This window comes from Sharpea azabuensis DSM 18934, assembly GCF_000702165.1.
Classification (GTDB): domain Bacteria; phylum Bacillota_I; class Bacilli_A; order Erysipelotrichales; family Coprobacillaceae; genus Sharpea; species Sharpea azabuensis.
The window spans coordinates 21,444-45,684 of sequence record NZ_KL370867.1; the positions used below are offsets into that span (position 1 = coordinate 21,444).

22 protein-coding genes, 3 tRNA genes and 1 pseudogene are annotated in these 24,241 nt (G+C 38.2%); 7 read left to right on the forward strand and 19 right to left on the reverse strand.

The window, feature by feature from the left end; genetic code table 11:
- Positions 1-16 precede the first annotated feature (16 nt).
- From T529_RS0111765 to T529_RS0111785, 5 genes are all read right to left on the reverse strand, one after another.
- Positions 17-93 (reverse strand) — tRNA-Pro (locus T529_RS0111765).
- A 21-nt stretch (positions 94-114) separates the two neighbouring features.
- Positions 115-203 (reverse strand) — tRNA-Leu (locus T529_RS0111770).
- Between the two features lie 2 nt (positions 204-205).
- Positions 206-280: transfer RNA gene (locus tag T529_RS0111775), tRNA-Cys, on the reverse strand.
- A 76-nt stretch (positions 281-356) separates the two neighbouring features.
- Complete coding sequence (locus T529_RS0111780) at positions 357-1,181, reverse strand: prephenate dehydrogenase (RefSeq protein ID WP_033163791.1); 825 nt, start codon at positions 1,179-1,181, stop codon at positions 357-359.
- 70 nt (positions 1,182-1,251) lie between these two features.
- Positions 1,252-2,712, reverse strand: coding sequence for a nicotinate phosphoribosyltransferase (locus tag T529_RS0111785; RefSeq protein WP_033163792.1), 1,461 nt, complete (start codon positions 2,710-2,712; stop codon positions 1,252-1,254).
- Between the two features lie 190 nt (positions 2,713-2,902).
- On the opposite strand from T529_RS0111785, the gene T529_RS0111790 reads away from it, so the two are divergent.
- Both T529_RS0111790 and murB read left to right on the forward strand, forming a co-directional pair.
- Positions 2,903-3,610 (forward strand): YoaK family protein, encoded by a 708-nt coding sequence (locus T529_RS0111790; RefSeq protein ID WP_033163793.1) that lies wholly within the window; start codon positions 2,903-2,905, stop codon positions 3,608-3,610.
- Positions 3,611-3,668: 58 nt separating this feature from the next.
- Positions 3,669-4,706, forward strand: a pseudogene (gene murB, locus T529_RS0111795) (UDP-N-acetylmuramate dehydrogenase); the annotation flags it as partial.
- A gap of 38 nt (positions 4,707-4,744) precedes the next feature.
- Here the strand turns inward: murB and rnc are convergent.
- Genes rnc through recG form a run of 3 tightly spaced genes read right to left on the reverse strand, consistent with a single transcriptional unit; the run spans position 4,745 to position 8,457 of the window.
- Positions 4,745-5,434, reverse strand: coding sequence for a ribonuclease III (gene rnc / locus T529_RS0111800; protein ID WP_033163795.1), 690 nt, complete (start codon positions 5,432-5,434; stop codon positions 4,745-4,747).
- Positions 5,431-6,417 carry a phosphate acyltransferase PlsX gene (gene plsX, locus T529_RS0111805; RefSeq protein WP_033163796.1) on the reverse strand — a complete coding sequence of 329 codons (987 nt, stop codon included), beginning with the start codon at positions 6,415-6,417 and terminating at the stop codon, positions 5,431-5,433. The genes rnc and plsX overlap by 4 nt, the downstream gene beginning before the upstream one ends.
- 33 nt (positions 6,418-6,450) lie before the next feature.
- Complete coding sequence (gene recG / locus T529_RS0111810) at positions 6,451-8,457, reverse strand: ATP-dependent DNA helicase RecG (protein ID WP_033163797.1); 2,007 nt, start codon at positions 8,455-8,457, stop codon at positions 6,451-6,453.
- A 107-nt stretch (positions 8,458-8,564) separates the two neighbouring features.
- On the opposite strand from recG, the gene T529_RS0111815 reads away from it, so the two are divergent.
- The 3 genes from T529_RS0111815 (at position 8,565) to T529_RS0111825 (ending at position 11,073) form a co-directional block, all read left to right on the forward strand.
- Positions 8,565-9,689: a cysteine desulfurase family protein gene (locus T529_RS0111815; RefSeq protein ID WP_033163831.1), complete on the forward strand. Its 1,125-nt coding sequence runs from the start codon at positions 8,565-8,567 to the stop codon at positions 9,687-9,689.
- On the forward strand, positions 9,682-10,509 hold the full coding sequence (locus T529_RS0111820; protein ID WP_033163798.1) for a tRNA 2-thiocytidine biosynthesis TtcA family protein: 828 nt from the start codon (positions 9,682-9,684) through the stop codon (positions 10,507-10,509). Before T529_RS0111815 ends, T529_RS0111820 begins: the two co-directional genes overlap by 8 nt.
- Positions 10,510-10,602: 93 nt before the next feature.
- Positions 10,603-11,073: a YbaK/EbsC family protein gene (locus T529_RS0111825; RefSeq protein ID WP_033163799.1), complete on the forward strand. Its 471-nt coding sequence runs from the start codon at positions 10,603-10,605 to the stop codon at positions 11,071-11,073.
- 89 nt (positions 11,074-11,162) lie between these two features.
- On the opposite strand, the gene T529_RS0111830 is transcribed toward T529_RS0111825, so the two are convergent.
- From T529_RS0111830 to T529_RS0111845, 4 genes are read right to left on the reverse strand one after another with little or no spacing between them, the layout of a single operon-like run.
- A complete protein-coding gene (locus T529_RS0111830; RefSeq protein WP_033163800.1) occupies positions 11,163-11,834 on the reverse strand; it encodes an HAD family hydrolase in 672 nt (223 codons plus the stop codon).
- A 1-nt stretch (position 11,835) separates the two neighbouring features.
- Positions 11,836-13,236 carry a 6-phospho-beta-galactosidase gene (gene lacG / locus T529_RS0111835; protein ID WP_033163801.1) on the reverse strand — a complete coding sequence of 467 codons (1,401 nt, stop codon included), beginning with the start codon at positions 13,234-13,236 and terminating at the stop codon, positions 11,836-11,838.
- Positions 13,236-14,888, reverse strand: a complete 1,653-nt coding sequence (locus T529_RS0111840) for a PTS lactose transporter subunit IIBC (protein ID WP_033163802.1) — start codon at positions 14,886-14,888, stop codon at positions 13,236-13,238. The genes lacG and T529_RS0111840 overlap by 1 nt, the downstream gene beginning before the upstream one ends.
- Positions 14,889-14,897: 9 nt before the next feature.
- Positions 14,898-15,206, reverse strand: coding sequence for a PTS lactose/cellobiose transporter subunit IIA (locus tag T529_RS0111845; RefSeq protein ID WP_288153844.1), 309 nt, complete (start codon positions 15,204-15,206; stop codon positions 14,898-14,900).
- A 242-nt stretch (positions 15,207-15,448) separates the two neighbouring features.
- Between T529_RS0111845 and T529_RS12685 the strand changes: the two genes are divergently transcribed.
- The gene (locus T529_RS12685) at positions 15,449-16,273 is read left to right on the forward strand and encodes a PocR ligand-binding domain-containing protein (protein ID WP_051646998.1); all 825 of its coding nucleotides are present in this window, start codon (positions 15,449-15,451) and stop codon (positions 16,271-16,273) included.
- A gap of 86 nt (positions 16,274-16,359) precedes the next feature.
- Here the strand turns inward: T529_RS12685 and T529_RS0111855 are convergent, their stop codons facing one another.
- Positions 16,360-17,982 (reverse strand): DAK2 domain-containing protein, encoded by a 1,623-nt coding sequence (locus T529_RS0111855; protein WP_033163803.1) that lies wholly within the window; start codon positions 17,980-17,982, stop codon positions 16,360-16,362.
- 11 nt (positions 17,983-17,993) lie between these two features.
- On the reverse strand, positions 17,994-18,350 hold the full coding sequence (locus T529_RS0111860; RefSeq protein ID WP_033163804.1) for an Asp23/Gls24 family envelope stress response protein: 357 nt from the start codon (positions 18,348-18,350) through the stop codon (positions 17,994-17,996).
- 243 nt (positions 18,351-18,593) lie between these two features.
- Here T529_RS0111860 and rpmB point away from each other — a divergent pair, with 243 nt between their 5' ends.
- Complete coding sequence (gene rpmB, locus T529_RS0111865) at positions 18,594-18,779, forward strand: 50S ribosomal protein L28 (RefSeq protein ID WP_033163805.1); 186 nt, start codon at positions 18,594-18,596, stop codon at positions 18,777-18,779.
- A gap of 65 nt (positions 18,780-18,844) precedes the next feature.
- On the opposite strand, the gene T529_RS0111870 is transcribed toward rpmB, so the two are convergent.
- The 5 genes from T529_RS0111870 to hrcA form a co-directional block, all read right to left on the reverse strand.
- Positions 18,845-19,525: a YjjG family noncanonical pyrimidine nucleotidase gene (locus T529_RS0111870; RefSeq protein WP_033163806.1), complete on the reverse strand. Its 681-nt coding sequence runs from the start codon at positions 19,523-19,525 to the stop codon at positions 18,845-18,847.
- A gap of 74 nt (positions 19,526-19,599) precedes the next feature.
- Entirely contained in the window at positions 19,600-20,730 is a 1,131-nt protein-coding gene (dnaJ, locus tag T529_RS0111875; RefSeq protein ID WP_033163807.1) for a molecular chaperone DnaJ, read from the reverse strand.
- A 47-nt stretch (positions 20,731-20,777) separates the two neighbouring features.
- On the reverse strand, positions 20,778-22,604 hold the full coding sequence (gene dnaK / locus T529_RS0111880; protein ID WP_033163808.1) for a molecular chaperone DnaK: 1,827 nt from the start codon (positions 22,602-22,604) through the stop codon (positions 20,778-20,780).
- Between the two features lie 12 nt (positions 22,605-22,616).
- Complete coding sequence (gene grpE, locus T529_RS0111885; RefSeq protein WP_081823149.1) at positions 22,617-23,189, reverse strand: nucleotide exchange factor GrpE; 573 nt, start codon at positions 23,187-23,189, stop codon at positions 22,617-22,619.
- A 10-nt stretch (positions 23,190-23,199) separates the two neighbouring features.
- Entirely contained in the window at positions 23,200-24,240 is a 1,041-nt protein-coding gene (gene hrcA / locus T529_RS0111890) for a heat-inducible transcriptional repressor HrcA (RefSeq protein WP_033163810.1), read from the reverse strand.
- Position 24,241 lies beyond the last annotated feature (1 nt).

Below are 24,241 nucleotides of genomic sequence, written 5' to 3' on the forward strand. Positions count from 1 at the left end.
CTAAAGCCCCATCAAATGGTCGGGAAGACAGGATTTGAACCTGCGACCCCCTGGTCCCAAACCAGGTGCACTACCAAGCTGTGCTACTTCCCGATAAATAAGCACCGTAAGAAATGGTGCCCTGGGCCGGAGTCGAACCGGCACGGAGTTTGAAGTCCGCGGGATTTTAAGTCCCGTGCGTCTACCAATTTCGCCACCAGGGCAATGGAGGTTCCAGCCGGACTTGAACCGACGATCGAAGAGTTGCAGTCTTCTGCCTTACCAACTTGGCTATGGAACCAGCTCTTTGCGGTGCTCACTTAATATACACTATTATTTCTATTTATGCAATAGCTATTTTACAAAAAATTATTTTTTTAGAGATGTTCTCTTCGTTTTGTTGATTCTCTAAAGCATTCTTTCAGCGTTTCATCATCATCGTCATATATAGCTTTCTTCATAATATCAAGCTGTTTTTCAAAATGTCTGATTGATGACAAGAGATAACGTTTATTATTCAGGAAGAGCTCCGTCCATAAATCTTCATTAATATTCGCTATTCTTGTTAGATCTCTAAAGGAGTCACCAATGTATTTTCCTGTATCATATTTCTGTGTATCACTATTCATAAGTGCAACAGCCATGACATGGGGCAATTGTGAAGTATAGGAAATGATTTCATCATGTTCATAAGGCGACATGATCTTGACGCTTCTAAAGCCAAGCTTTCCTGCTAGATGCTGCATTTTCTTAATTTTTTGTTCATCATTCGTCTCATGCTGGATAATGATAAAATTGGCATTCTTAAAAACATCAGCCGATGCATAAGCATAGCCCTTCTTTTCTCTGCCTGCCATTGGATGAACGGAGATATACTCGACGTCCTCAGGTATCATTTCTAATGCCTGCTCAATAAAATAGCTCTTTATACCAACTGCATCACTGACAACACTTCCCGATTTAAAATGGGCATTCTTAATAAAATCAAGAACAAGGGAAGGATATAGACAAATAATAGTCAAATCCGTCTCAGGTATGATCTCCTCGCCATCTACAAACCCTTCGATAATACAACCATCTTCTTTTGCTCTATTAAGCGTATCAACATCCTTATCAACACCATAAACTTCATAGCCTTTTCCTTTAAGCGCCTTAACAAAGCTGCCACCAATAACCCCTAGTCCAACTACTGTTATTTTCATAAAAGCATCCCCCTTTTTGGCATTATATCATACTAATGAAAAAGATGCATGATGATTCATGCACCTTAGTCTAATGACGTTTTTCTTCCAACATTGCCAATTTGAAATTAATCAGTTTTTCTGATAAATCAACATAGTACTGATGAGGGTATTCTAAACGGAAAATCTCATCCCATAACAGTGCTTCCTGCTCTTTTCGATATGCTCTGATTTCATCTAAAGTATATTCAGGATATACAACTTCTCCATTATGGAAAACTGGTTTCTGAAGTTCATAGTATTCATAGCTACCAGCTTTTAATGTTTTATTCTTCCAGCGGTCTAATAATGAATAGATTGTGAGATCTTTGCTGACATCAATTTTTTCATCCGCAAACATAATAATATCCGCGAAGGCCTTATTTGTTTCTTTTTCGATGAGACGATAAACCTTTTTATAGCCTGGATTTGTAATCTTTTCTGTATTTTCTGAAATCTTAATCTTTGGAATAATATGGCCAGCCACTTCCATGGCACACATCTTATAAACACCACCAAAAACTGGTGCGCTCTTAGAAGTAATCATATTCTCGCCCACGCCAAAACTATCAATTTTAGCGCCCTGTTCAAGAACTGAACGAATAAGATATTCATCAAGTGAATTAGAGATGGAAATTTTACAATCTGTCAAGCCTGCAACATCGAGCATTGCTCTTGCTTTTTTTGTAAGATAGGCAATATCCCCAGAATCAATACGAATGCCTGAAAGACGTTTACCCATTGGTGCTAAAACTTCTTCAGCAACCTTGATAGCATTAGGAATACCACTCTTTAATACATCATATGTATCAACTAATAGAACGCAAGAATCAGGATAAACTTCTGCATAAGCCTTGAAAGCCTCATATTCACTATCAAACGACTGCACAAAGGAATGTGCCATTGTTCCTAAAACTGGAATTCCAAACATTTTTCCAGCTGCAACATCAGCCGTTCCAGATACACCACCGATATAGGCAGCTCTTGCCCCATAGTTTGCCCCATCATAGCCTTGCGCACGACGGCTACCAAATTCCATAACCGGTCTGCCTTTTGCTTCTTGAACAATACGGTGAGCTTTTGTTGCAATAAGGGATTGATGATTCATTGTAATCAGCAAGAATGTTTCAATAAGCTGTGCTTCAATAAGCTTTGCACGAACTGTTACAATAGGTTCATAAGGAAATACCGGTGTTCCTTCAGGAATAGCCCAGATAGATCCCTGGAATTTAAAATGACGCAAATAATCAAGGAATTCTTCATCAAAACAATTCAAAGAACGTAAATATTCAATATCCCCTTCACTAAAATGCATATACTTGATTGCTTCAATAAGCTGTTGTAATCCCGCTGCTACAACAAAGCCCCCCTTATCCGGGTTGTTACGATAAAACATATCAAAGTATGCATACTCGTCCTGCTTATTTTTCTTATAATAACTATAAGCCATTGTGAGTTCGTAAAAGTCCATAACCAATGTTATATTTCTTTCACTATTAACCGTTGTTTTCATTTATTTCACCTCATAACATGAATTCATCATACGCTTTTATTTTCCAAAAATAAAGCAATATGTGAATTTTATGACTATAATGTCATGACATCTGTCATTAACCAAATTGAAATCACTTACATTTCATAATCTTAAAAGACTTACTTGTAAATGAAAAATAAAGGTATAAAATGACTTCAGGAGTAAAAACATGAACAAAGAATATCTGGAATGTGAGAAATATTATATATTTGCCGCACTGATCTTTATTGCAGGATTCTATGGCGGTTATACAATGACTGTGCGTGGCGGCTTGTTTGCGAATGCTGCGAGTGCCAACATGGTCTTATTTGCGATTGCGATAGCAATGCATAAATTCGAAAAAATTCATGTCTATATCCTGAGCTTTTTAGCCTACATGCTTGGCACGATTGTCAGCGAGCATTGCGGTCTGCTGGCCAAAAAAATCGGCCGGCTCAGATGGGATACCTATATGATTGGTATTGAAATCATCTGGGTTATTCTTTTAGCCTTCTTGCCTTCAAGCGTTCCCGATCTTGTCTACCAGCTCTCTATTAACTTCATTTGTGCCATGCAGTTCAATACATTCCGTCAGGCTGAAGGCGTCGGTATGGCAACTGTCTTTATAACCAATCATACAAGACAGACTGGTAGCTATCTGACAAGATGGATAAGAAAGCCTTATGAATTAACCTATCTTAAAAAATGTGCAAGACATTTTGGCATGATTCTTTGTTTCTTCCTAGGAGCACTGACTTCATCCTATTTTGGTCAATATTTGTATACAAAGACATTATTGATTGCAGTTGGCTTCTTGATAGTGATTTTTATTGATTTTGTCCATGCTGATCTTTACATTGAGAAAGATCGTATTCTTGAAACACCTCGTGGCCACTAGCCAAGGTGTTTTTTTGTACAATTAAAGACGCAATTTTCTTGCAAATAAGAAAAAAACATCTATTATAAATGTCATGGAGATTAAGAAAAATATTGATTTAAAAGATTACCTTACCATGAAGATTGGCGGCAAAGCTGCCTATCTCGTTGATATAACAAATAAGAATGATGTTGTTGATGTTATGAATTGGGTGGAAGAACACCAAATGAAATTCTTTGTCTTGGGGGGAGGAAGCAACACTTTAGCAAAGGATGAAGGTTTTGATGGTATCATCATTCATAACATGATAAAAGGGATTGAAAAGACGGATGAAGATAGCATTTCAGCTACATATCGTGTTGGGGCTGGTGAAGTTCTTGATCATTTTATTCATTTTACGATCCAGCATAACCTATCCGGAATGGAAGCTATGAGCATGATCCCTGGTACGATTGGGGCAACGCCGGTTCAGAATGTTGGTGCTTATGGCCAGGAAATTGCTGATACATTTGTCGAGCTGACTGCTTATGATACATTGACAAAAGCATTCGTAACATTAAGCAAAAAAGATCTGCATTTCTCTTATCGCAACTCAGTCTTAAAGCATGAAGCGTGGGGAAGATATATTATTTGTGATGTAACCGTGCGCTTGCATAAGAGCTCACCAAAGCCACCTTTCTATGCACAAGTTCAGCAACTACTTGATAAACAGCATGTTCGTGACTATACACCTCAAGTCATCCGGGAAGCTGTCATTCAGATTCGTACGAACAAATTGCCCGATCCTCATCTCATTCCAAATTCAGGTTCTTTCTTCAAGAACTCTGTCATTACTACTGATCAGCTTAATGAACTCAACAAGGAATTTCCTGATTTAAAAGGGTTTGTTGTTGATGAAAAACATGTCAAGATTTCAACAGGCTGGCTGATTGATCAAAGCGGCCTTAAAGGACAAAAGATTGGACATATGCGTGTTCATGACAAGAATGCTCTTGTCCTGACGAATGTTGATGCACAAAGCTATCATGATCTTGCAAGCGCAAGGGAAATCATCAAAGCGAAAGTATTTGAACGCTTTGGCATAACAATTGAACAAGAAGTACTGGAAATAGCTTAGTTTCACTAAGCTATTTTGTTTTTAAAAAAAGGAAGATCTTATTGATCTTCCTGCATAGCCATTTTCTTTAAGGCATCACGAGCAGCATGCTGTTCAGCGCGCTTCTTACTTGTTCCTACCCCTGTCCCAAGCACCGTATCATCCAAGACAACATTCATCGTAAACTCTGGTGCATTAGCAGGGCCGGTTTCATTCACTAGGACATAAGTCACTGACTTACGATCATCAGCCTGGATAAGTTCCTGAAGCTTTGTCTTGTAGTCAGTAATATCTTCATTATGCTTAACATCTTCTATATGCATAAAGATTGTACGTTCTAATATTTTGAGCACTTCATCCTTACCACAATCAAGATAGATTGCTCCAACAAAAGATTCATAGATATCGCAAAGAATGGCATCCCTATTTCTGCCCCCACTCTTCTCCTCACCAACACCCAAATAAATAAGCTGGTCAAGTCCAAGTTCTCTCGCAAAACGAGCTAACGATTCTTCACGAACAAGTTTACTTCTCAAAGTTGTTAGCTGTCCTTCAGGATACTGAGGAAATTTCTTGAAGATATGTTCTGAAACATAAAGCTGTAAAACAGCATCACCCATGAATTCTAGACGTTCATAGTCCTTTCCGCCTTTTTCATTTGCATAGGAAGAATGCGTAAAAGCTTCTTTATAAAGACCTAAATGGGTAAAGGGTATATTTTCTTGAATCAGGAAATCTAGTATTTTCATGCTTTAAGTCCCTCTCTTAGCTGATCAACGACATGATTTTCAACCATTTTATAGGTCAGAGCCATTGCACTTTCAAAAGCCTGTGCGTCACTTGCCCCATGGGCTTTCACCAAGGCATGATCAAAGCCCATCATCAGCGCACCACCAACTGTCTTATAATCAAACTTGTCTTTAACAGAATAAATAGCTGGTTTGGCGATAAGTGCACCAATCTTGCCTCTTGTTGAACTCATCAGGCCTTCTTTGACAGCCTTCATGACAATGAGCGCTGCTCCCTCAGTTGACTTCAAGGCAATATTGCCACTAAATCCATCAGTAACAATAACATCAGCATCACCTTTTAAAATATCTCTGCCTTCTATATTACCAACAAAGTTCACCTTTCCAGTCTCTTTCATCTCGCTTAAAAGCTTATAAGCCTCCTGATGCATTTCATCACCCTTGTGTGGCTCTGCACCAATATTAAGCAAAGCAACCTTAGGATTACCGATATCGCGCACATTCTTGCAGTAAAGTGATCCCATGATAGCAAAATCACCAAGCTGTTCAGCTGTATTTTCTGCATTTGCCCCAACATCTAACAAGCATGTCCCCTGGCCGTTAAAAGTAGGCAAGGTTGCCATTAAGCAGCTCTTTGAAACGCCTTCAATTCTTTTGACAAAAAGCATTGCTGCTGTATAGTAGGCACCAGTTGAGCCACATGATACAACACCATCGACCTCATCATTTCTTGCCATCATCAATGCCTTTACAAGCGAAGACTCTTTCTTACGTCTTACCGACATGACACTATCTGTCATCTTGACAACATCACGCGCATCAACAATCTCTACATTCTCTAAATCTTTCAAAGATTCTAATTCTTCCTGTTTACCAACAACAACTAGTGTTGCATCTTTATGTTCATTCGCAAAATGACGGCACGCTTCTACAACTGGAGCACTGCCTAAATCACCTGACATTGCATCTATCGCAATTCTCATAATATCACCTCAATTGCGCCCATTATATCATAACTAATCCATATAATCATTAGCGCTTTTTATGTTTTCGATGATTGTTTGCATATAGGATTGATATTCATCATATTTATAATAGCTTTCAATCATTTCAACAGCATCATCACGAGCCATTTCAAGAATATCAAAGTCCTTGAAGACATCACCAATCACAAATGTCGCCAAACCCGATTGTCTTGATCCTAAGACTTCCCCTGGACCACGTGTTTCCAAGTCATAACGTGAAATCTCAAAACCATCATTATGGCTCTCTAAGAACTGCAAACGTTCAATGGCTTCCTCATTTGTCGCCTTCGACAATAAATAACAATAGCCCTGTTTACTGCCTCTGCCAACACGTCCACGCAACTGATGAATCTGGCTCATTCCAAAGCGTTCAGCATCATAAATAACCATAAAGTTCGCATTATGCACATCAATGCCCACTTCGATAACGGTTGTCGAGACAAGAATCTGTATTTGATTGGCGGCAAATTTCTCCATAACGCTATTCTTATCCTGATCACTAAGTGCGCCATGCAACAAGCCAACATGGTAATGTGGTTCAAAATAATTTGCCATCCCCTGAGCAATCTTTATAGCCGATGTCATCTGATAGTCTTCATTATCCTCGATAGCTGGGCAAATGACATAGACCTGTCCACCCGATTCAAGATAATCCTTAAGCTCTTTTAAGAAAGGTTTCATGCTTGAAGAACGAAAATATTTTGTAATGACCGGCTTTCTGCCTGAGGGCATTGAATGAATTGTCGAAACATCCATATCCCCATAAAGGGATAAAGCAAGCGTTCGAGGTATTGGTGTTGCACTCATGACAAGAAAATCAACAGCTTTCCCTTTATCCTTTAGCGCTTTTCTTTGTTTAACACCAAAACGATGCTGTTCATCCGTAATCACTAAACCTAAACGCTTATACTGAACTTTTGTCTGAAAGAGCGCATGCGTTCCAACAACAATATCAATATCACCCGATGCAAGTGCCTGATAAATCTCTTCCTTTTTATTAGGCGTAAGTGCCCCCACTAATAACGCTATCTTGATATCAGTATTCTTGAAAAACTGTGTCAAGGTGCGATAGTGCTGAGCGGCCAATACTTCCGTAGGCGCCATCAAGGCTCCCTGATAGCCCGCAAGATAATTAGCATAAAGTCCTATTGAACTGACAACCGTCTTCCCACTGCCTACATCCCCTTGCAAGAAACGATACATGATGGTTGGCTTTTCAAGATCTCTTAAAATAGCTTTTGTTGCCTCCTGCTGATCCTTAGTAAGATGGTAAGGCAGTGTTTTTAAAAACGCATTGATATCTTGATGACTGAAGACTTTAGCTTCACCTGCTTCATTTTCTCTTTGCACGCGAATATATTGCATGGTCAACTGGAATTTTAAGAATTCCTCATACTTTAAAGATTTCAGGCTTTCTACAATACGTTCTTTTTGGGTTGGATTATGGACTTCATAGAGGGCATCTTTCTTATTCATATAATGATATTTTTCTTTGTATTCACTAGGCGTGAAGTCCACAATATGATCAGAAGAAATCATCAATGCCTTGTTGACATATTTTTGAAACTGTTTATCCGTGATTCCTTCTTTTAGGGAATAGATCGGATAAATGCCTCCCATCTCATCTAGCGACTTCGTCAGCATCGTACTAGCTGTAATCGCATGGCCAGAAAGCTTGCCCATAATCGTTACAACAACGCCCATTGTAAGATGGGGCCTTAAGAAATGCCTATTAAAGATGACAACATTATATTCTTCTTCCTTTATTTTTACCTTGACAGAAAGACGGGAGAAACGCCCTTTAAAGAAAATCTTAGGTGTTGAGATAATATGTCCTTCAACGCATATTTTCCCATCTTCATTAGCTGGCCAGATTTCCTTAACTTCATCATAGCGATAGGGCAAATGCATATAGACATCTTCCAATGTATGCAAACCCATGCTTTCTAATAAAGCCTGTCTATTTGTTGATGTTGTTAGTTTACTTAAATCATTCATCTTCATCACCAAAGACATCATAACACAAAATAGTGTTGGAAAATAGTTGCTGAATTGACAACGAAAATCATTCAAGTTAAGATATGGTGAATGAAAGGATGATCATTATGGCTTATTTTGATTTTGCAGCTAATCCCCCAGTTGACCAACGTGTCCTGGATACATATTATAAAACAACACAAGAATTCTATGCTAATCCCAACTCATTTCATGCTTTAGGCCTTGCCTCAAAGCATAAGCTTGATGAAGCAAGTGCTCATATCGCAAAGCTTATGGGTTGTGATCAGGATGATATTATTTATACAAGCGGAGCAACAGAAGCGAACAATCTTGCTATAAAAGGTGTATGTGAGCGTTATAAGAATAGAGGTAAGCACATTCTTATTTCTTCTCTTGAACATAATTCAATCACTGCTTCCGTTACAACTTTGACCAAGCAAGGCTTTGAAGTAGAAGTAATTCCTCTTGATCGTGATGGTCGCGTTGATCAAGACGAACTGAAAGAATTGTTAAGAGAAGATACAATTCTTGTCAGCATCGTTGCCGTAGACAGCGAACTTGCGATCAGGCAGGATATTGAATCTCTTGCCCACTATGTCAAAGAGCATTCCCAGGCCTTCATGCATGTAGATGCTTCTCAGGCTATTGGCAAATGCTATATCGACTATTCAGAATGTGACCTGATTACCTTAACGCCACATAAATTCTATGGCATCAATGGTACAGGAGCATTGATTAAAAGAAGCAATGTTGGCTTGATTGCCCAGATTGATGGCGGCCGTTCCACGACAATTTATCGCAGTGGAACACCTGTTGTTGCTAATGTTGTTGCTTTTGATAAAGCATTAACGCTCGCCCTCAATGAAGAAGATGAAAGAACACAGAAAATTACAGCTTATCATGATGACCTCTTAAACTTCATTAAAGGCTATAAGCATGTCCATATCAATACAACAAAGTATTCCCTTCCTCATATTATCAATTTCTCAATTACCGATATCACAAATGCACGATTTGCAGATAGCCTTGAAAAGCATCAAGTCTATGTTTCAGCTAAAACGTCATGCTGCCCAGCTAACATGCCAAGCAAGCTTGTATTTGCCTTAACACATAATAAGGCTTTAGCCTTAAACAGCGTCCGTGTCAGCATTTCCCATCTTAACAGTGCTGATGATATCGCCGCATTCAAGCAGGCATTCGACCTCGCCTATAAGGAGACTTTTCATGAATAAAACACAGGAAATAGAAAGAAGCATTATCAAAACATATCGTAAAGACATCTGGCATAATTTTATCAAAGGTTTACAGGACTATCAGATGATTAACGAAGGTGACAATGTCATGGTCTGTATTAGCGGCGGGAAGGATAGTTTCTTGCTGGCAAAATGCATTCAGGAATTAGAGCGCCATGGCAAAGTGCATTTCACAGCTCATTATGTTTGTATGAATCCAGGCTATAATGAATTCAATCGTCAATTTATTGAAGATAATGCCAAGCTTCTTGGTATTCCCCTTGAAATCTTTGAAACAAACATCTTTGACGCCGTAAGCTCCGGTGATTTCAAGAATCCTTGTTATTTTTGTGCAAAAATGCGTCGTGGCTATCTTTATAAACAAGCCAAACAGCTTGGCTGCAACAAAATTGCCCTAGGTCATCATATGGATGACGTTATTGAGACAACCCTTCTAAGCATGTTCTATGGTGCGGAAGTAAAGACCATGATGCCAAAGCTTCATTCAGAAAACTGGGATGGCGTAGAACTCATCCGTCCTCTATTCAAAGTCAGAGAAGAAGCCATTATCAGATGGCGCGATGGCAATGACCTCACATTTATCAACTGTGCATGTCGCTTTACGGAAGGCTGCTCTTTAATCAACGATGGAACAAGCAAACGTAAGGTTGTTAAAGAATTCATCAAGAAAATGAAAAAGGACAACCCCAATATTGAACATAATATCTTTGTGGCAATGGAGAATGTCAATCTTGATTGTGTGATCAGATACAAGAAGGATGGCATTGAACATAGTTTTTTAGATGAATATGATCTATAGTTTATTATAGGCTCCTCTTATTGTATTTCATAAATTTATTGTATTGGTCGGTAAGCAATTGTTTTTCTATAATAGTCGCATGAGGTGATAAACATGGCATTGGATGCAGTAAGAAAAACCTTCGAAAAAGAAGGTATTGCGAATCGTATTATTGAATTAGATGAATCAAGCGCAACGGTTGCTGATGCAGCAAAAGCTTTGCATACAGAAGAAGCACGTATTGCGAAATCAATGAGTTTTCTAGTTGATGATCAGGTGAATATCATTGTTATGGCTGGCGACGTCAAGATTGATAATCATAAATACAAGGAATACTTTCACAAGAAGGCAAAAATGGTGCCTTTCAACGAAGTCGAGCAATTGACAAGTCATCCCGCTGGAGGCGTATGTTCATTCGCTTTACCAAGTAATGTCAACGTCTATCTTGATCGTTCACTTAAACGTTTCAAGACCGTCTTTCCAGCCTGTGGATCTCGCAACAGTGCAATCGAACTGAACATCAGCGAACTCGAACATTATTCAAGTAATGTCCAGGACTGGGTAGATGTCACGAAACTTGCCTAGGTACTTATTGTAATCTACAAAGCTATTAGAATATTAAAAAAGATGGTAAGATGCAATTGCATCCTACCATTTTTTCTTATGAAAATACTTTACACTTTTTCATGGTTGTCGATAAGTTCTTCAAAGGTATCAATGACTTTTGTAACACCTGGTAATTTCTGATAGATTTCTTTCTTATCTGCCGAGTTCACAACAATGATATTGCGACATCCTGCCTGATAGGCACTTTCGATACCACTCAGTGAATCTTCAAAAATTGTACTTTCTTGTAAATCAATATCAAGTCTTTGAGCAGCTTTCTTAAACATCGCTATTTTATTCTCATAACTGCCATCATCATAAACAATCTTATGAGGATCAAGCCATTGATCAAGATGGAATGATGAAACGAAGAAATCAACATTTTCCTTGATTGATGCACTCGCAATCGTAAAAGGAATATTTGCATGCTTTAAGCAATCAAAATAAGCCTCTGCTCCTACAACAAGATGAAATGAAGCCGTATCTTCCTGACAATATTGGCGATAATAGCTTTCTTTTAACTGCGAGTAATAAGCCAATGTTTTTTCATCACATGCTTTTTGAAATAAGTATTCGACGATTTTATTGTTTGGTACTCCATTGAAGTGTTCATGCAGTTCCTCTTCACTGATACCTTTATGGCGAATGATCTGTGATATCTTGCCCCAGGCTAATATATGCTTATCATTGTCAAAAAATAATGTTCCATTAAAATCAAAGATGACACCTTTTGTCTTCATTTTAAATCTCCCTGTTTCTTATGACGCGCTTATACCAATAGGCTGATGCCTTAGGATATCTCTTTTGTGTAGGATAATCGGTATAGAAAAGTCCATATCGTTTATTATAACCATTTGACCAAGAAAATACATCCATTAATGACCAAACAAAGTATCCTTTTACATAAACACCTTCTTGAATAGCCTTTAATAACCATGTAAGATGCTTGGCAATATAATCAATACGTGATTCATCATCAACCACATGATCATCATCAATAGATTCTTTCTTACCTAGACCATTCTCCGTTATATAGATGCCTTTTGTGAAAGCATATTGCTTTGAAATACGCATCAGCATATCATACATGCCTTTAGGATAGATCAGCCAATCCCAGTCAGTTGTTGGAACGCCTTCTTTCATGACACGCTCACCAACACCCTTTAGCTTAAACTTCTTTGTTCCTTTCTCACCTGTGCCATTATGAACAATTTCATTCTCACCATCATAATAACGGACAAAGTGACTTTGATAATAATTCATGCCAAGATAATCAATTTGATTAGCTGCTTCCTTCATCTCAGCGATATCTCTTTTATCATAATGAAATGAGCCATGATTTAAATCAAGCAGTTCATGAATTGTTTGTAATGTTTCTTCACTATAGGATCCAAGCAACGTGGCATCTAAGAGAAACTGGTTAGCAAGAATATCGTCTTTTTTTGCAGCACGGATATCATCAGAATTGGTCGGATCATAAGGATATTTTGTTTCAAGCGAATGAATAATGCCAATTTTGCCTTTATAGCCATGGCTTTTAAAGATATTGACTGCTTTCGCATGAGCAACCATCATGCCATGCATACTCGCGACAGCCTTAGAAATATCATATGTGATACATGGTGGGAAGACACCTTCAATATACTGGTTTGTCGCAATTGGCCAGACTTCATTAAAAGTGAACCAATAGCTTACTTCATCTTTGTACTCTTCAAAGCAGAAATTCGCATATTTCACAAAGGCATCAATCGTTTCACGATTAAGAAAATCACCACGTTCATGAAGTGCTAAGGGTGTATCAAAGTGATGTAATGTGACATAGGGCTCTATTCCCTCTTTGTGACATTGACGAAAGACATGATGATAGAAATCGACACCTTCCTGATTTATCACACCTTCACCAGATGGAAAGATACGTGACCAGGCGATCGAGATACGCAAGGCCTTGATGCCAAATTGTTTCGCTAAATGAAGATCAACAGGATACTGATGATAGAAATCACTGGCTTTGTCAGCCTGAAAGCTTCCTTTTTCTAAATAATCATCCCAGGCAACCTTTCCCTTTCCATGTGTTCTTGTCTCACCTTCACATTGATAGGCTGCTGTAGCTGCCCCAAAAACAAAATCTGAATTGAATTTCATTATACATTTCCTCCATCATCATTCAATATAGAAAAGACAAACTCCAATGCCTTTTGTGGATCACGCGTTAAGCCAATATACTGTTTAGACTGACAAGCTGTACATTTGATATGTAAACGATCAGTATCTTTCTTTAAATCTTCAAGATTGTTGGCAACTTGTGGAGCAAGAATGACAAGATCAAAGTTTTTCAGCATATCATAATGCGCTCCATAAGCACCAGCAGCAGTTGTCAATTTGATGCCCTTTTCCTTAGCTCCTTCATCTAATGCATGTGCTAATAAACCGCTTGTTCCTCCCCCTGCGCAAAGCACCAAAATACGTTTTTGATCAATAACTTCATTGTTGACTTCAAGTGATTCTTCTTCATTTTGCACATCACTCGCCTCATCTTCCTCTTGCACCTTTAAGCCATCATAGACCCTAAAAAATGGATAATAGATGAGAAAATCTAAAAGCAAAGCACATAGCACATAGATTACACATAACAATCCTAACCCACAGCCTAGAACAATACCAATTGGGGCTGGTGTCGTCCAAGGTAAAATGTACATAAAGCTATTCATGCCTAATACATCTACAAATATCTTAAATAACCAGACATTCATGATAGGCGCTAGTACAAAAGGAATAAAGAAAACAGGATTGAGAATAAGTGGTGCACCAAACAATATAGGTTCATTGACGCCAAAGAGGACAGGAATTGCACTCGCTCTACCGACAGCTTTCAATTCCTTTGAACGGGCCATAAAAGCGAACATAAGCGTAACGACAAGTGTTGCTCCAGTTCCACCCATCGTACAAACGAATTGCTGGACACCTGGTGTGAGAATGTTTGTTGCATGACCTCCCGCTCTAAATAAATCAAGATTAGCGGCAATATTCATGTAGTAAATAGCAGAAACAGCTGGCTCTACAATTGAAGGCCCATGAATACCAACAAACCAGAAAAGTGAAATCGATCCATAAACAAGAGCTAGTCCCAGATAGCCATCTGCAGCAAGGAAGATAGGCTTAAAGAAAGCAATAACGCCAGCAGCAAAGCTCATCCCGACAACCTTTCTAAAAATCAGATCAAAACCTGCCAGCAATAGAATAGAGAATGCGAAAGGAATAATATCAGCAAAAGTCTGAGAGATATTAGGCGGTACTTCAGAAGGCATGTGGATCGTAATATTACGCTTAACACAATAGCGATAGATATTACAAACAAGAAAAGCTACCAAGAAACCTGTCAGCAAGCCTTTAGAGCCCATATATTCAATCGCTAAGCCATTCTTTATAGGATCGACTGCCATAACAAGCGTCCCAACAATGCCTGCCATAAAAGTGGAAATATTGTTGATCTGAAGATTAACAGGAAGTTCGCGATTCATATTATCCGTCAAATTCTTGGCGGTAGAGCCGGCTACTAGCAAGGCAAGAATGCCCATCGAATAGTTATAAGGCTTCATAATTGCATTCTCAACATCTTTTGGCCAATAGAAACCAAAGATATTAGGAACAAATGCAATCAGCAAGAAGATACTAGAAAATAGAATAACGGGCATGGCTGACATAAAACCATCACGAATAGATTTTAAATATTTATTGCGTGAAACACGATCAAAGAATGGCTTTGCGGATTCAATCTTAGCAATTAATGTATCCATAACATGCTCCTAGTGGTAGATATTGATCAAATGGAAGACAATATCCTTAAGAAGAAGTGTTGTCATGAGATGATCTTGCGCATGTACTGTAATAAATCCAATTTCGATTTCTTCGCCTCTTGCTTCAAGTGATAAAAGCTCTGTCTGTGCTTTATGGGCATCATTGAGACAATCATTCGCTTGTTCGATTAAAGAATTGCATTCATCAAAATGTTGCTCTTTGGCTTTCTCAAGTGCCAATAATAATTTACTTCTCGCCTCTCCTGAATAAGCGACGATTTCAAATCCTACCATTGTAATTTCTTCTTTAGTCATCATTTTTTCCTCTTTTCTTCTATCTTTCCCAGGGTTATCTAAACAGTAAGATCAACAATCAACACGGAAAAACAGTTCATACCCATTCTTCATAACCATCGCTTTCCTCAACTGGCGCCTTATCAAAGAAAGCCTTTTTATTTTCTTACTGCGATTATGATTATAAAGAAGAAAAGATTATGATAGAATAGAAGAAAGTCTAAGCTAAGGGTAAAAAAGTATTATTTATACTTTTGGTAGAAAATATGGAAAACTTACAATCAATGCTTAAGGATCTTTATCTCATATCAGGATTAAACTTATCGATATATGATATTCATGAAAACTTAATAACGTCATACCCTGAACACAACTCCCCTTTCTGTCATCTTATTAAAAGTACGCCCGAAGGAGCTGCGCAATGTCTTGCATGTGACCACAAGGCTTTTGAGCGTGTAAAATCATCAGGTCAAATTGATATCTACAATTGTGATTTTCATCTTTATGAAGCTGTTGTTCCAATCTATACTTATGGTGTGCATTCCGGTTATCTCATGATGGGGCAAACACTGACTGACTCAGCAGTGGAGAAAAAAACAATCAAAAATGCGGCAAAAGACTACGTCGATTCTGAAAAAAGGCTTGATGAAGCTATCAGCAAGATATCATTTCACACAAAAGAACAAATTCTCTCCTTTGCATCCATTATTGATATTTGTGCAAAATATCTAACTCTCACAAATAGATTAGAAGCAAAAAATAAGAATCTTGCCATCGAAATCAAAAACTATCTCAACGTGCATTACAATCATGCAATCACGCTCCAGCAGCTATGCAACTATTTCTATGTTTCAAAATCCACTCTACTCAACAAATTTAAAGAAGAATATGGTATAACCATCCATCAGTACTTACTTGATTATCGTTTTCAAAAATCATTAGAGCTTCTCGCCAATAGTACACAAAGCATTCAGGAAATAGCACTCGCATGTGGCTTTCAGGATGCCAATTATTATACAAAAGCATTCAAAGCCAAATATCAGACAACCCCAACGCATTATCGTGAAACAATAAATACCTCAAAAAAATAACATATCTTATTACAACTTCCCTATGCAAAAAGGACGGAGATGACCAAGATGGCCTTTCCGTCCTCTTTATTTCCATATTTTTGTTTTTACTCTACACCAATAATAAATGAATATACTGGCTGACCACCATCATTCATTTCAAGTTCACAATCTTCGAAGTTTTCTTCAATATAGGCTTGGGCAGCTTCTTTTTCTTCTTCAGTGACATCCTCACCACAAATAAGTGTAATGACTTCACTGTCATCATCAACTAAGCCTTCTAAAGCTTTCTTTAAAGCATCAATCTTATCAGGAACACATGCAACAATCTTCTTGTTGCATAATGCCATATAATTATTGGCTTTAATTTCTAAGCCATCGATTGTTGTATCTTTAATCGCAAAAGTAACCTGACCAGTCTGAACGTCTTCAAGAGCTGAAGTCATTTCATTGACATTTTCATCAAGTCCTGCTTCTGTATTATACATCATGCATGCGGCTAAGCCCTGTGGAACAGTCTTTGATGGAATAACAATAACATGAATTTCATCTTCCAATACTGTTGCAGCCTGCTGTGCAGTCATAACGATATTAGAGTTATTTGGTAAGATGATAACATTCTTGGCATTGACTTTACGAACTGCCTTGACAATATCTTCTGTGGCAGGGTTCATTGTCTGACCACCACTTACAACATAGTCACAGCGTAAGTCTAAGAACATCTTCTTAACACCTTCACCAGCTGCTACTGAGATAATTGCAGTTTCTTTAGCTGGCGCAGTTTTTTCTTCCTTGGCTTCTGGTTCCTTATAATCTGGTTCATTGAAGTTAACGATTGTGATATGTGCAAGTTCACCAAAACGCTGACCAACATTTAATGTATGTCCTGGTCTTTCTGTTGCTAGTGAGACGAAAATAACATCATCCTTTTGTGTGACATTCACATCAGTTGCTGGTGTTCTTTCAAGTTCATGTGTAAAGCCGTCAATTGTAAATGCCTTTGCCTTACCTTCATCGATCTTGAATGAATATTTAACCTGGTAGCCTTTTTGCTTAGAAGCTTCTTCAGCTTCTTTCATCGCAGCCTGCGCTGCAGCTACGTCAACGCGAACAACTTCTTCACCAGCAAGAGCGAGCATAAATCCTGTCAATACAACAACTAAGCCTGCTCCACCAGAGTCAACAACGCCAACTTCTTTAAGGACTGGCAACAATTCAGGTGTACGATCAAGCGCATCATTTGCTTCTTTGACAAAGTAAGAGAACCAGTCTTCTACTTCCATATCTTCTTTGACATAAGCAGAACCTGCTTCACTTGCTTCTCTGATAACTGTCAAGATTGTTCCTTCAACAGGTCTCATGACAGCTTTATAAGCCACTTTAGCACCACTCGCAAAAGCTTCCGCTAATTCAACAGCATCCGCACTTTCCTTACCTTTCAAGCTTTTTGCAACACCTCTAAAGATCTGTGAAAGGATTACTCCAGAGTTACCTCTAGCTCCCATCAATAAGCCTTTAGATAAAGTCTTTGCGACATCACCTAAATTATCGCTCTCAAGCTTTTTTACTTCAGTAGCACCATTTGTGAATGTCAAAGACATATTTGTACCTGTATCACCATCTGGTACAGGGAATACATTTAATGCATCAATTTCCGGATGATTGTTATGGAGCAGGTTTGCACCAGTTTCAACCATCGCACGAAACATTTTTCCGTCAATAGTTTTCATTTCCTTCTCCTTTATTCATCCATAATCTTGATCGATTGGACATAAACATTTACTTCTTCAACATCAATATCAAGAGTATTTTCCAATACATATTTTACTTTTTTCTGGACTTCATAGACAATTTCAGAAATCTTAATACCATAACCAATGATAATATAAAGATTAATAATTGCACCTGTATCTCCAGCTTCAACAACAATTCCTTTTGAGTAATTGTCTCGACCTAATAAATCATAGAAACCATCACTCATTTTTTGGCTTGCCATGCCTACAACACCATAGCATTCAGTGGCTGCACCACCACATATTGTAGCGATGACATCATTAGATAATTCAATATTTCCAAGCTCAGTTTTCTTCTGAATCATTGCTAAATCCTCCTATCTCCTCATCTAGTTGCTATTATTTTACCATATTTTTATGCATAAAAAAGCACTATGCAGCAATATTATAAATTAAGCATTTCAAAATGTAAATAGATTGTTTTTTTCTTCAAAGAATCACACTATTTTTTGTGTTAGGAAGATATTTTTTTATTTAAGTGGTTGCTTTTTTTAAGATGTGATGGTATTATACGTGAGTATGCAATAAGCGTAAGGGGTGAGAATACAATGTCAAGAAAAAGTCAGCTTAGCGGAAAAGGACCTATGTCAGGTAACACACGTTCTCATGCATTAAATTCAACTAGAAGAAAATGGAATCTAAACTTACAGAAAGTTACTATCATGGTTGATGGTAAACCAACAAAAGTAAAGATGACTGCAAGAGAATTAAGAACTCTTAGAAAAGGTGCTTAATATATAGGTCTAACGGTACTTGGTACCGTTTTTTTATGCTTAAAAAAGGAGATGATAAGCATCTCCTAAATGATTTCAACAAGTTTTAATAAATGATCAATCTCATAGTCTACATGCACGCCTTCAATATTACGCAGATGTCCAGGATTATACCAGCAGCATTTAAGCCCTGCATAATTCCCCCCACGAATATCACTTGTTAGACCATCACCAACAACAAGTGTTGTCTCAGGATTATAATGTGTTGTCTCTCTTACCACATTGAAGAAGCGCGTATCGGGCTTTTCATAGCCTAATTCCTCACTAATGAATTCATCGCGCATATATTGATCTAAGTGAGATTTGCGAATCTTGATGGCCTGTGCTACTTTTGAACCATTTGTAATGGCATATTGCACAATACCCATATCATCTAACTTTGCACAAATCTCCAACGCCCCCTCTTCAACAACAAAATTCCTACCTAAAGCTAACTGATATTCATCATTGAACTTCTTACAGTCAATATGCATAATGCCCTTCGAGTAGAAGAATTCCTGAAAACGCGAAACAAGCGCAATCTCTCTTTCAATCATATGGCGTTCAATCTTGGCCCAATACTGGCGATTAATCAGCTTATAGTCTTCAAGTGTTTGTTCATCAAAATCAATACCATATTTTTCAAAAAGTTCTTTCAGGCTTTTATCTTCAGCTTTTTCAAAATTCAGCAATGTACCATCTATATCCCATAATACCGTTTTAAACATAATCCACCTCACTTGCCTTCCATTCTACCAAAAAGAAAAAGCCCTGTCGCTACTTTAAGCAACAGAACTTCTCATTAATTTTTAAATGCATTCTTGAACGAATCAAAAATCGATCCTGACTTACCAACTTTACGTAATTGTTCGTAAAGTTCTTTTTCTTTGCGTGTTAACTTTTTAGGAATCTGGACATTGATTTTCACATATTGATCACCATAGCCATCACCACGCAAGTGTTTGACGCCCTTGCCTTTTAAACGCATAACAGCACCTGACTGTGTACCTGCAGGAATCTTCATTGTCACATCACCATAGACTGTTGGTACATCTACTTCGCATCCAAGTGTTGCATCAACACTAGAAACAGGTACTTCAATCTGGATATCATCATTATGACGAACGAAATGCTTATGTGGTCTCACATAGATTTCTACATATAAATCACCATTAGGTCCACCATTTTTGCCACGATAGCCTTTGCCGGCAACACGTAACTGCTGATGTGTATTAATACCAGCAGGAATATTCAATTCAACAGTAATGGTTTTATTGATATAGCCTTTACCATGGCAATTTGGACACGCCTTAGTAATCTTCTTACCTGTACCATTACAATCTGGACATGTTGTCTCATTGACAAATGTTCCAAAAGGTGAACGCTGCTGTGTCCGGATTGTCCCTGTACCACCGCATCGGCTACAGTTTGTTACATCACTAGAGCTTGCTGCACCTGTACCCATGCAATGTGTACATTGTTCATCATAATTGATTTGGATTTCTGCTTTCTTGCCTTTAATAGCATCCATAAAATCAATTTCTAGTTGCACAAAGCGGTCTTCACCTTGCTGTGGTCCATTATTACGGCGTGAAGAAGCTCTTCCTCCTCCACCACCGAAGAAGGAACCAAAGATATCACCAAAATCAAAGTCCTCAAAGCCACCAGCATTGAAGCCACCAAATCCGCCAGCACCACCTGCTCCCTGTTCAAAGGCAGCATGCCCATATCGGTCATAGGCTGCTTTTTTATCTGGATCAGAAAGTACTTCATAGGCTTCATTAACTTCCTTGAATTTCTCTTCTGCATCAGCTGATTTATTGACATCGGGGTGATATTTCTTGGCCATCTTACGATAGGCACGTTTGATTTCATCGGCACTAGCATTTTTATTAATGCCTAAGACTTCATAATAATCTCTTTTATCTGCCATATTCCCCACCTCACAATTGAAAGCCAAGGTTGCCCTTGGCTTTTATATTAGTTCTTTTCAGTAAAATCTGCATCAACAACGTCATCATCATTATGAGCATTGTTTGACTGATTACTATTAGCGTTTGCATTCGCATTCGCATTAGCCTGCTGATACTGATAGCTTGCCATCTGCTGAGCCATTTGTTCAAGTTCACTCATCTTATTGTTAAGTGTATCGATATCATTAGCGTCAAGAGCTTTCTTTAATTCATCTCTTAAGGCTGTAGCCTGCTGCTTTTGATTAGCATCAATCTTGTCACCCTGTTCATTTAAGGCTTTATCGATTTCATTAATCATTTGTTCAGCTTTGTTCTTAGTTTCGATATCCTTCTTCAACTTTTCATCTTCAGCCTTGTTAGCTTCAGCTTCTTTAACCATTCTATCGATTTCTTCATCGCTTAAGCCTGTAGAGTTCTGGATTGTAATAGACTGTTCCTTATTTGTCTTCATATCCTTAGCTTTAACATTAACGATACCGTTAACATCGATATTGAATGTAACCTGAATCTGTGGAACACCACGTGGTGCAGGTTCAATGCCATCAAGCTTGAATAAGCCTAACTGCTTATTATCCTTAGCCATTGATCTTTCACCCTGTAAGACGTTGATATCTACAGCTGGCTGGTTATCAGCAGCAGTTGAGAAGATCTGTGATTTTTCTGTTGGGATTGTCGTATTTCTTGGAATGAGGACAGTCATAACGCCACCCATTGTTTCGATACCAAGTGATAATGGTGTAACATCAAGAAGTAAGACATCCTTAACATCACCAGCAATGACACCACCCTGGATAGAAGCACCCATAGAGACAACTTCATCTGGGTTAACTGACTTATTAGGTTCCTTGCCAAGTAATCTCTTAACAGATTCCTGAACAGCGATAATACGTGTAGAACCACCAACTAATAAGACTTCATCGATATCATTTGGAGTAACACCAGCATCACTTAATGCCTGTCTAACAGGTCCTTCTGTAGCAGCAACTAAGTCAGATGTCAATTCATCAAATTTAGCTCTTGTAAGCGTCATCTCTAAGTGTACTGGACCATTAGCACCAGCTGAGATGAATGGTAATGAAATCTGAGTCTGCATCATACCTGATAAGTCTTTCTTAGCCTTTTCAGCAGCATCCTTTACACGCTGCATAGCCATCTTATCATTTGAAAGGTCAATACCCTGATCTTTCTTAAATTCAGCAACCATCCAGTCCATGATCTTCTTATCGAAGTCATCACCACCTAAATGGTTATTACCAGCTGTAGCTAATACTTCAAATGTACCATCGGCTAAGTCAAGGATGGATACATCGAATGTACCACCACCTAAGTCATAAACAAGAACTTTCTGTTCTTTATCAATTTTATCAATACCAAATGCTAAGGCAGCTGCTGTTGGTTCATTGATGATACGCTGAACATCAAGACCAGCAATCTTACCTGCATCCTTAGTTGCCTGACGCTGTGCATCGTTGAAGTAAGCTGGGACAGTGATAACGGCTTTATCAACCTTTTCACCTAAATAAGCTTCTGCAGTTGCTTTTAAGTTCTGCAAGATCATTGCAGAGATTTCTTCTGGTGTATAATCCTTACCATTTACATGCACTTTGTAGTTTGTACCCATATGTCTCTTGATTGAAGAAACTGTATCAGGGTTTGTAATAGCCTGACGTTTTGCAGCCTCACCAACAATGATTTCACCATTCTTGAAGGCAACAACTGAAGGTGTTGTTCTTGAACCTTCTGGATTAGCGATAACCTTGGCTTCACCATTTTCCATTACAGACACACATGAATTTGTAGTACCTAAGTCAATACCAATAATTTTATTACTCATAACTTATTCCTCCTATTGATTAACCTTTACTAATGTCGCTCTAATTACACGTCCTTTAAGCGTATAACCTTTTTGTAATTCTTCTAAAACAATACCGTCTTCCTGATCATCAACATGTTCAGTCATGACAGCCTGATGCAAGTTTGGATCAAAAGGCTTTCCTTTTGCTTCAATAACCTGAACACCATTCTTTTCTAAAATAGCCATTAACTGTTTATGAATCATTTCCATGCCCTTCATGTAATTCTTCACTTCATCACTGTCAGTTGTGACATTTAATGAACGTTCGAAATTATCAATGACAGGCAACAATTCTTCAATGAAATTCTGCATCGCATATTTCACTTGATTCTCATGTTCCCTTTGTAAACGTTTTTTCAAGTTCTCCATATCCGCAAATGTCTTGTAATATGCATTCTTCCATTTATCTGCTTCAGCAGTTAATGCTGCAATTTTCTCTTCTGTATTATCAGCTGCTTCTTCAACAGTTTCCTTTTCTTTTGCTTCCTTCGCATCTTCAGCCTTTTCCACTGTTTCTTCAGCCTTTTCTTCTGATAATGTTTCTTCTTTTCTTTCTTCGGCCATGCTTTCACCTCTATTTTTCATTATTTTCATCTTTAATGAGTTTCTCAATATTCTCACCAATAAGTTCTACCAAACTGACAACTTGATCATATGGCATTCTTGTTGGTCCTATGACTGATATCGAGCCTCGTGAATTCTCGCCTGTATCAAATGATGTTGAAATGATGGAAACATCATTGATGCCATCATTAAATGGCAGCTCATTACCACCAATTCTAACAACCACACCTCGCTCATCATCCTTGCTTGGTTCAAGTGATTTCCACTGTTGTGCATTTTCAAATGCACTCACGAGTTTTCTTAATTTATTGACATCATTATATTCCGGTTGATACAACATATTGTCTTTACCAGAGAAGTAGACATTGCTTTTCGCAAATTTCATAAAAGCCTGCAAGAATGCATTGAAGAGCACTTCGTGTTCTTTAACTCGAATACTCATAATCGGCTTAACATCCTTTTCAAGCTTGTTTGCAACATCATCAATTGGTGTTCCAATAAGCGTATCATTCATAATATCAACACAAGCACTTAAATCTTCCATTGATATCTCGTTAGAGATATGGAAAATACGATTTTCTACATGTCCTTTGTCTGTGACAATAATCGCCGTCACACTGTTTGAGCCAAGAGGCACCAAAGTAATGTTCTGAAGCTTTTCATAAGATGAATTGCCTCCTAGAGCCACTGTTGTCAAATGTGTTAGCTGACTAAGCATTTGGCAGCTTTCTTCGATGATTTCCTGAATCGATCGATTGCGATCACTGAAAAGCGTTGAGACCTGATTTTTAACCTTGTCATCAACATCCGGCTGCAGAAGCGTTTCAACATAGAAATGATAACCTTTCATCGAAGGTATACGGCCGCTTGAAGTATGTGTCTTTTCAAGATAGCCCTGCTCTTCTAGAAAACTCATTTCATTTCTAATTGTTGCACTCGAGTAAGGAAGATTATATTTCGTCATTAAGAGCTTACTGCCAACTGGCTCTGCAGTTGCGATGTATTCTTCAACAATGTATTTAAATATCAATAGCTGTCTTGCTGTCAACATC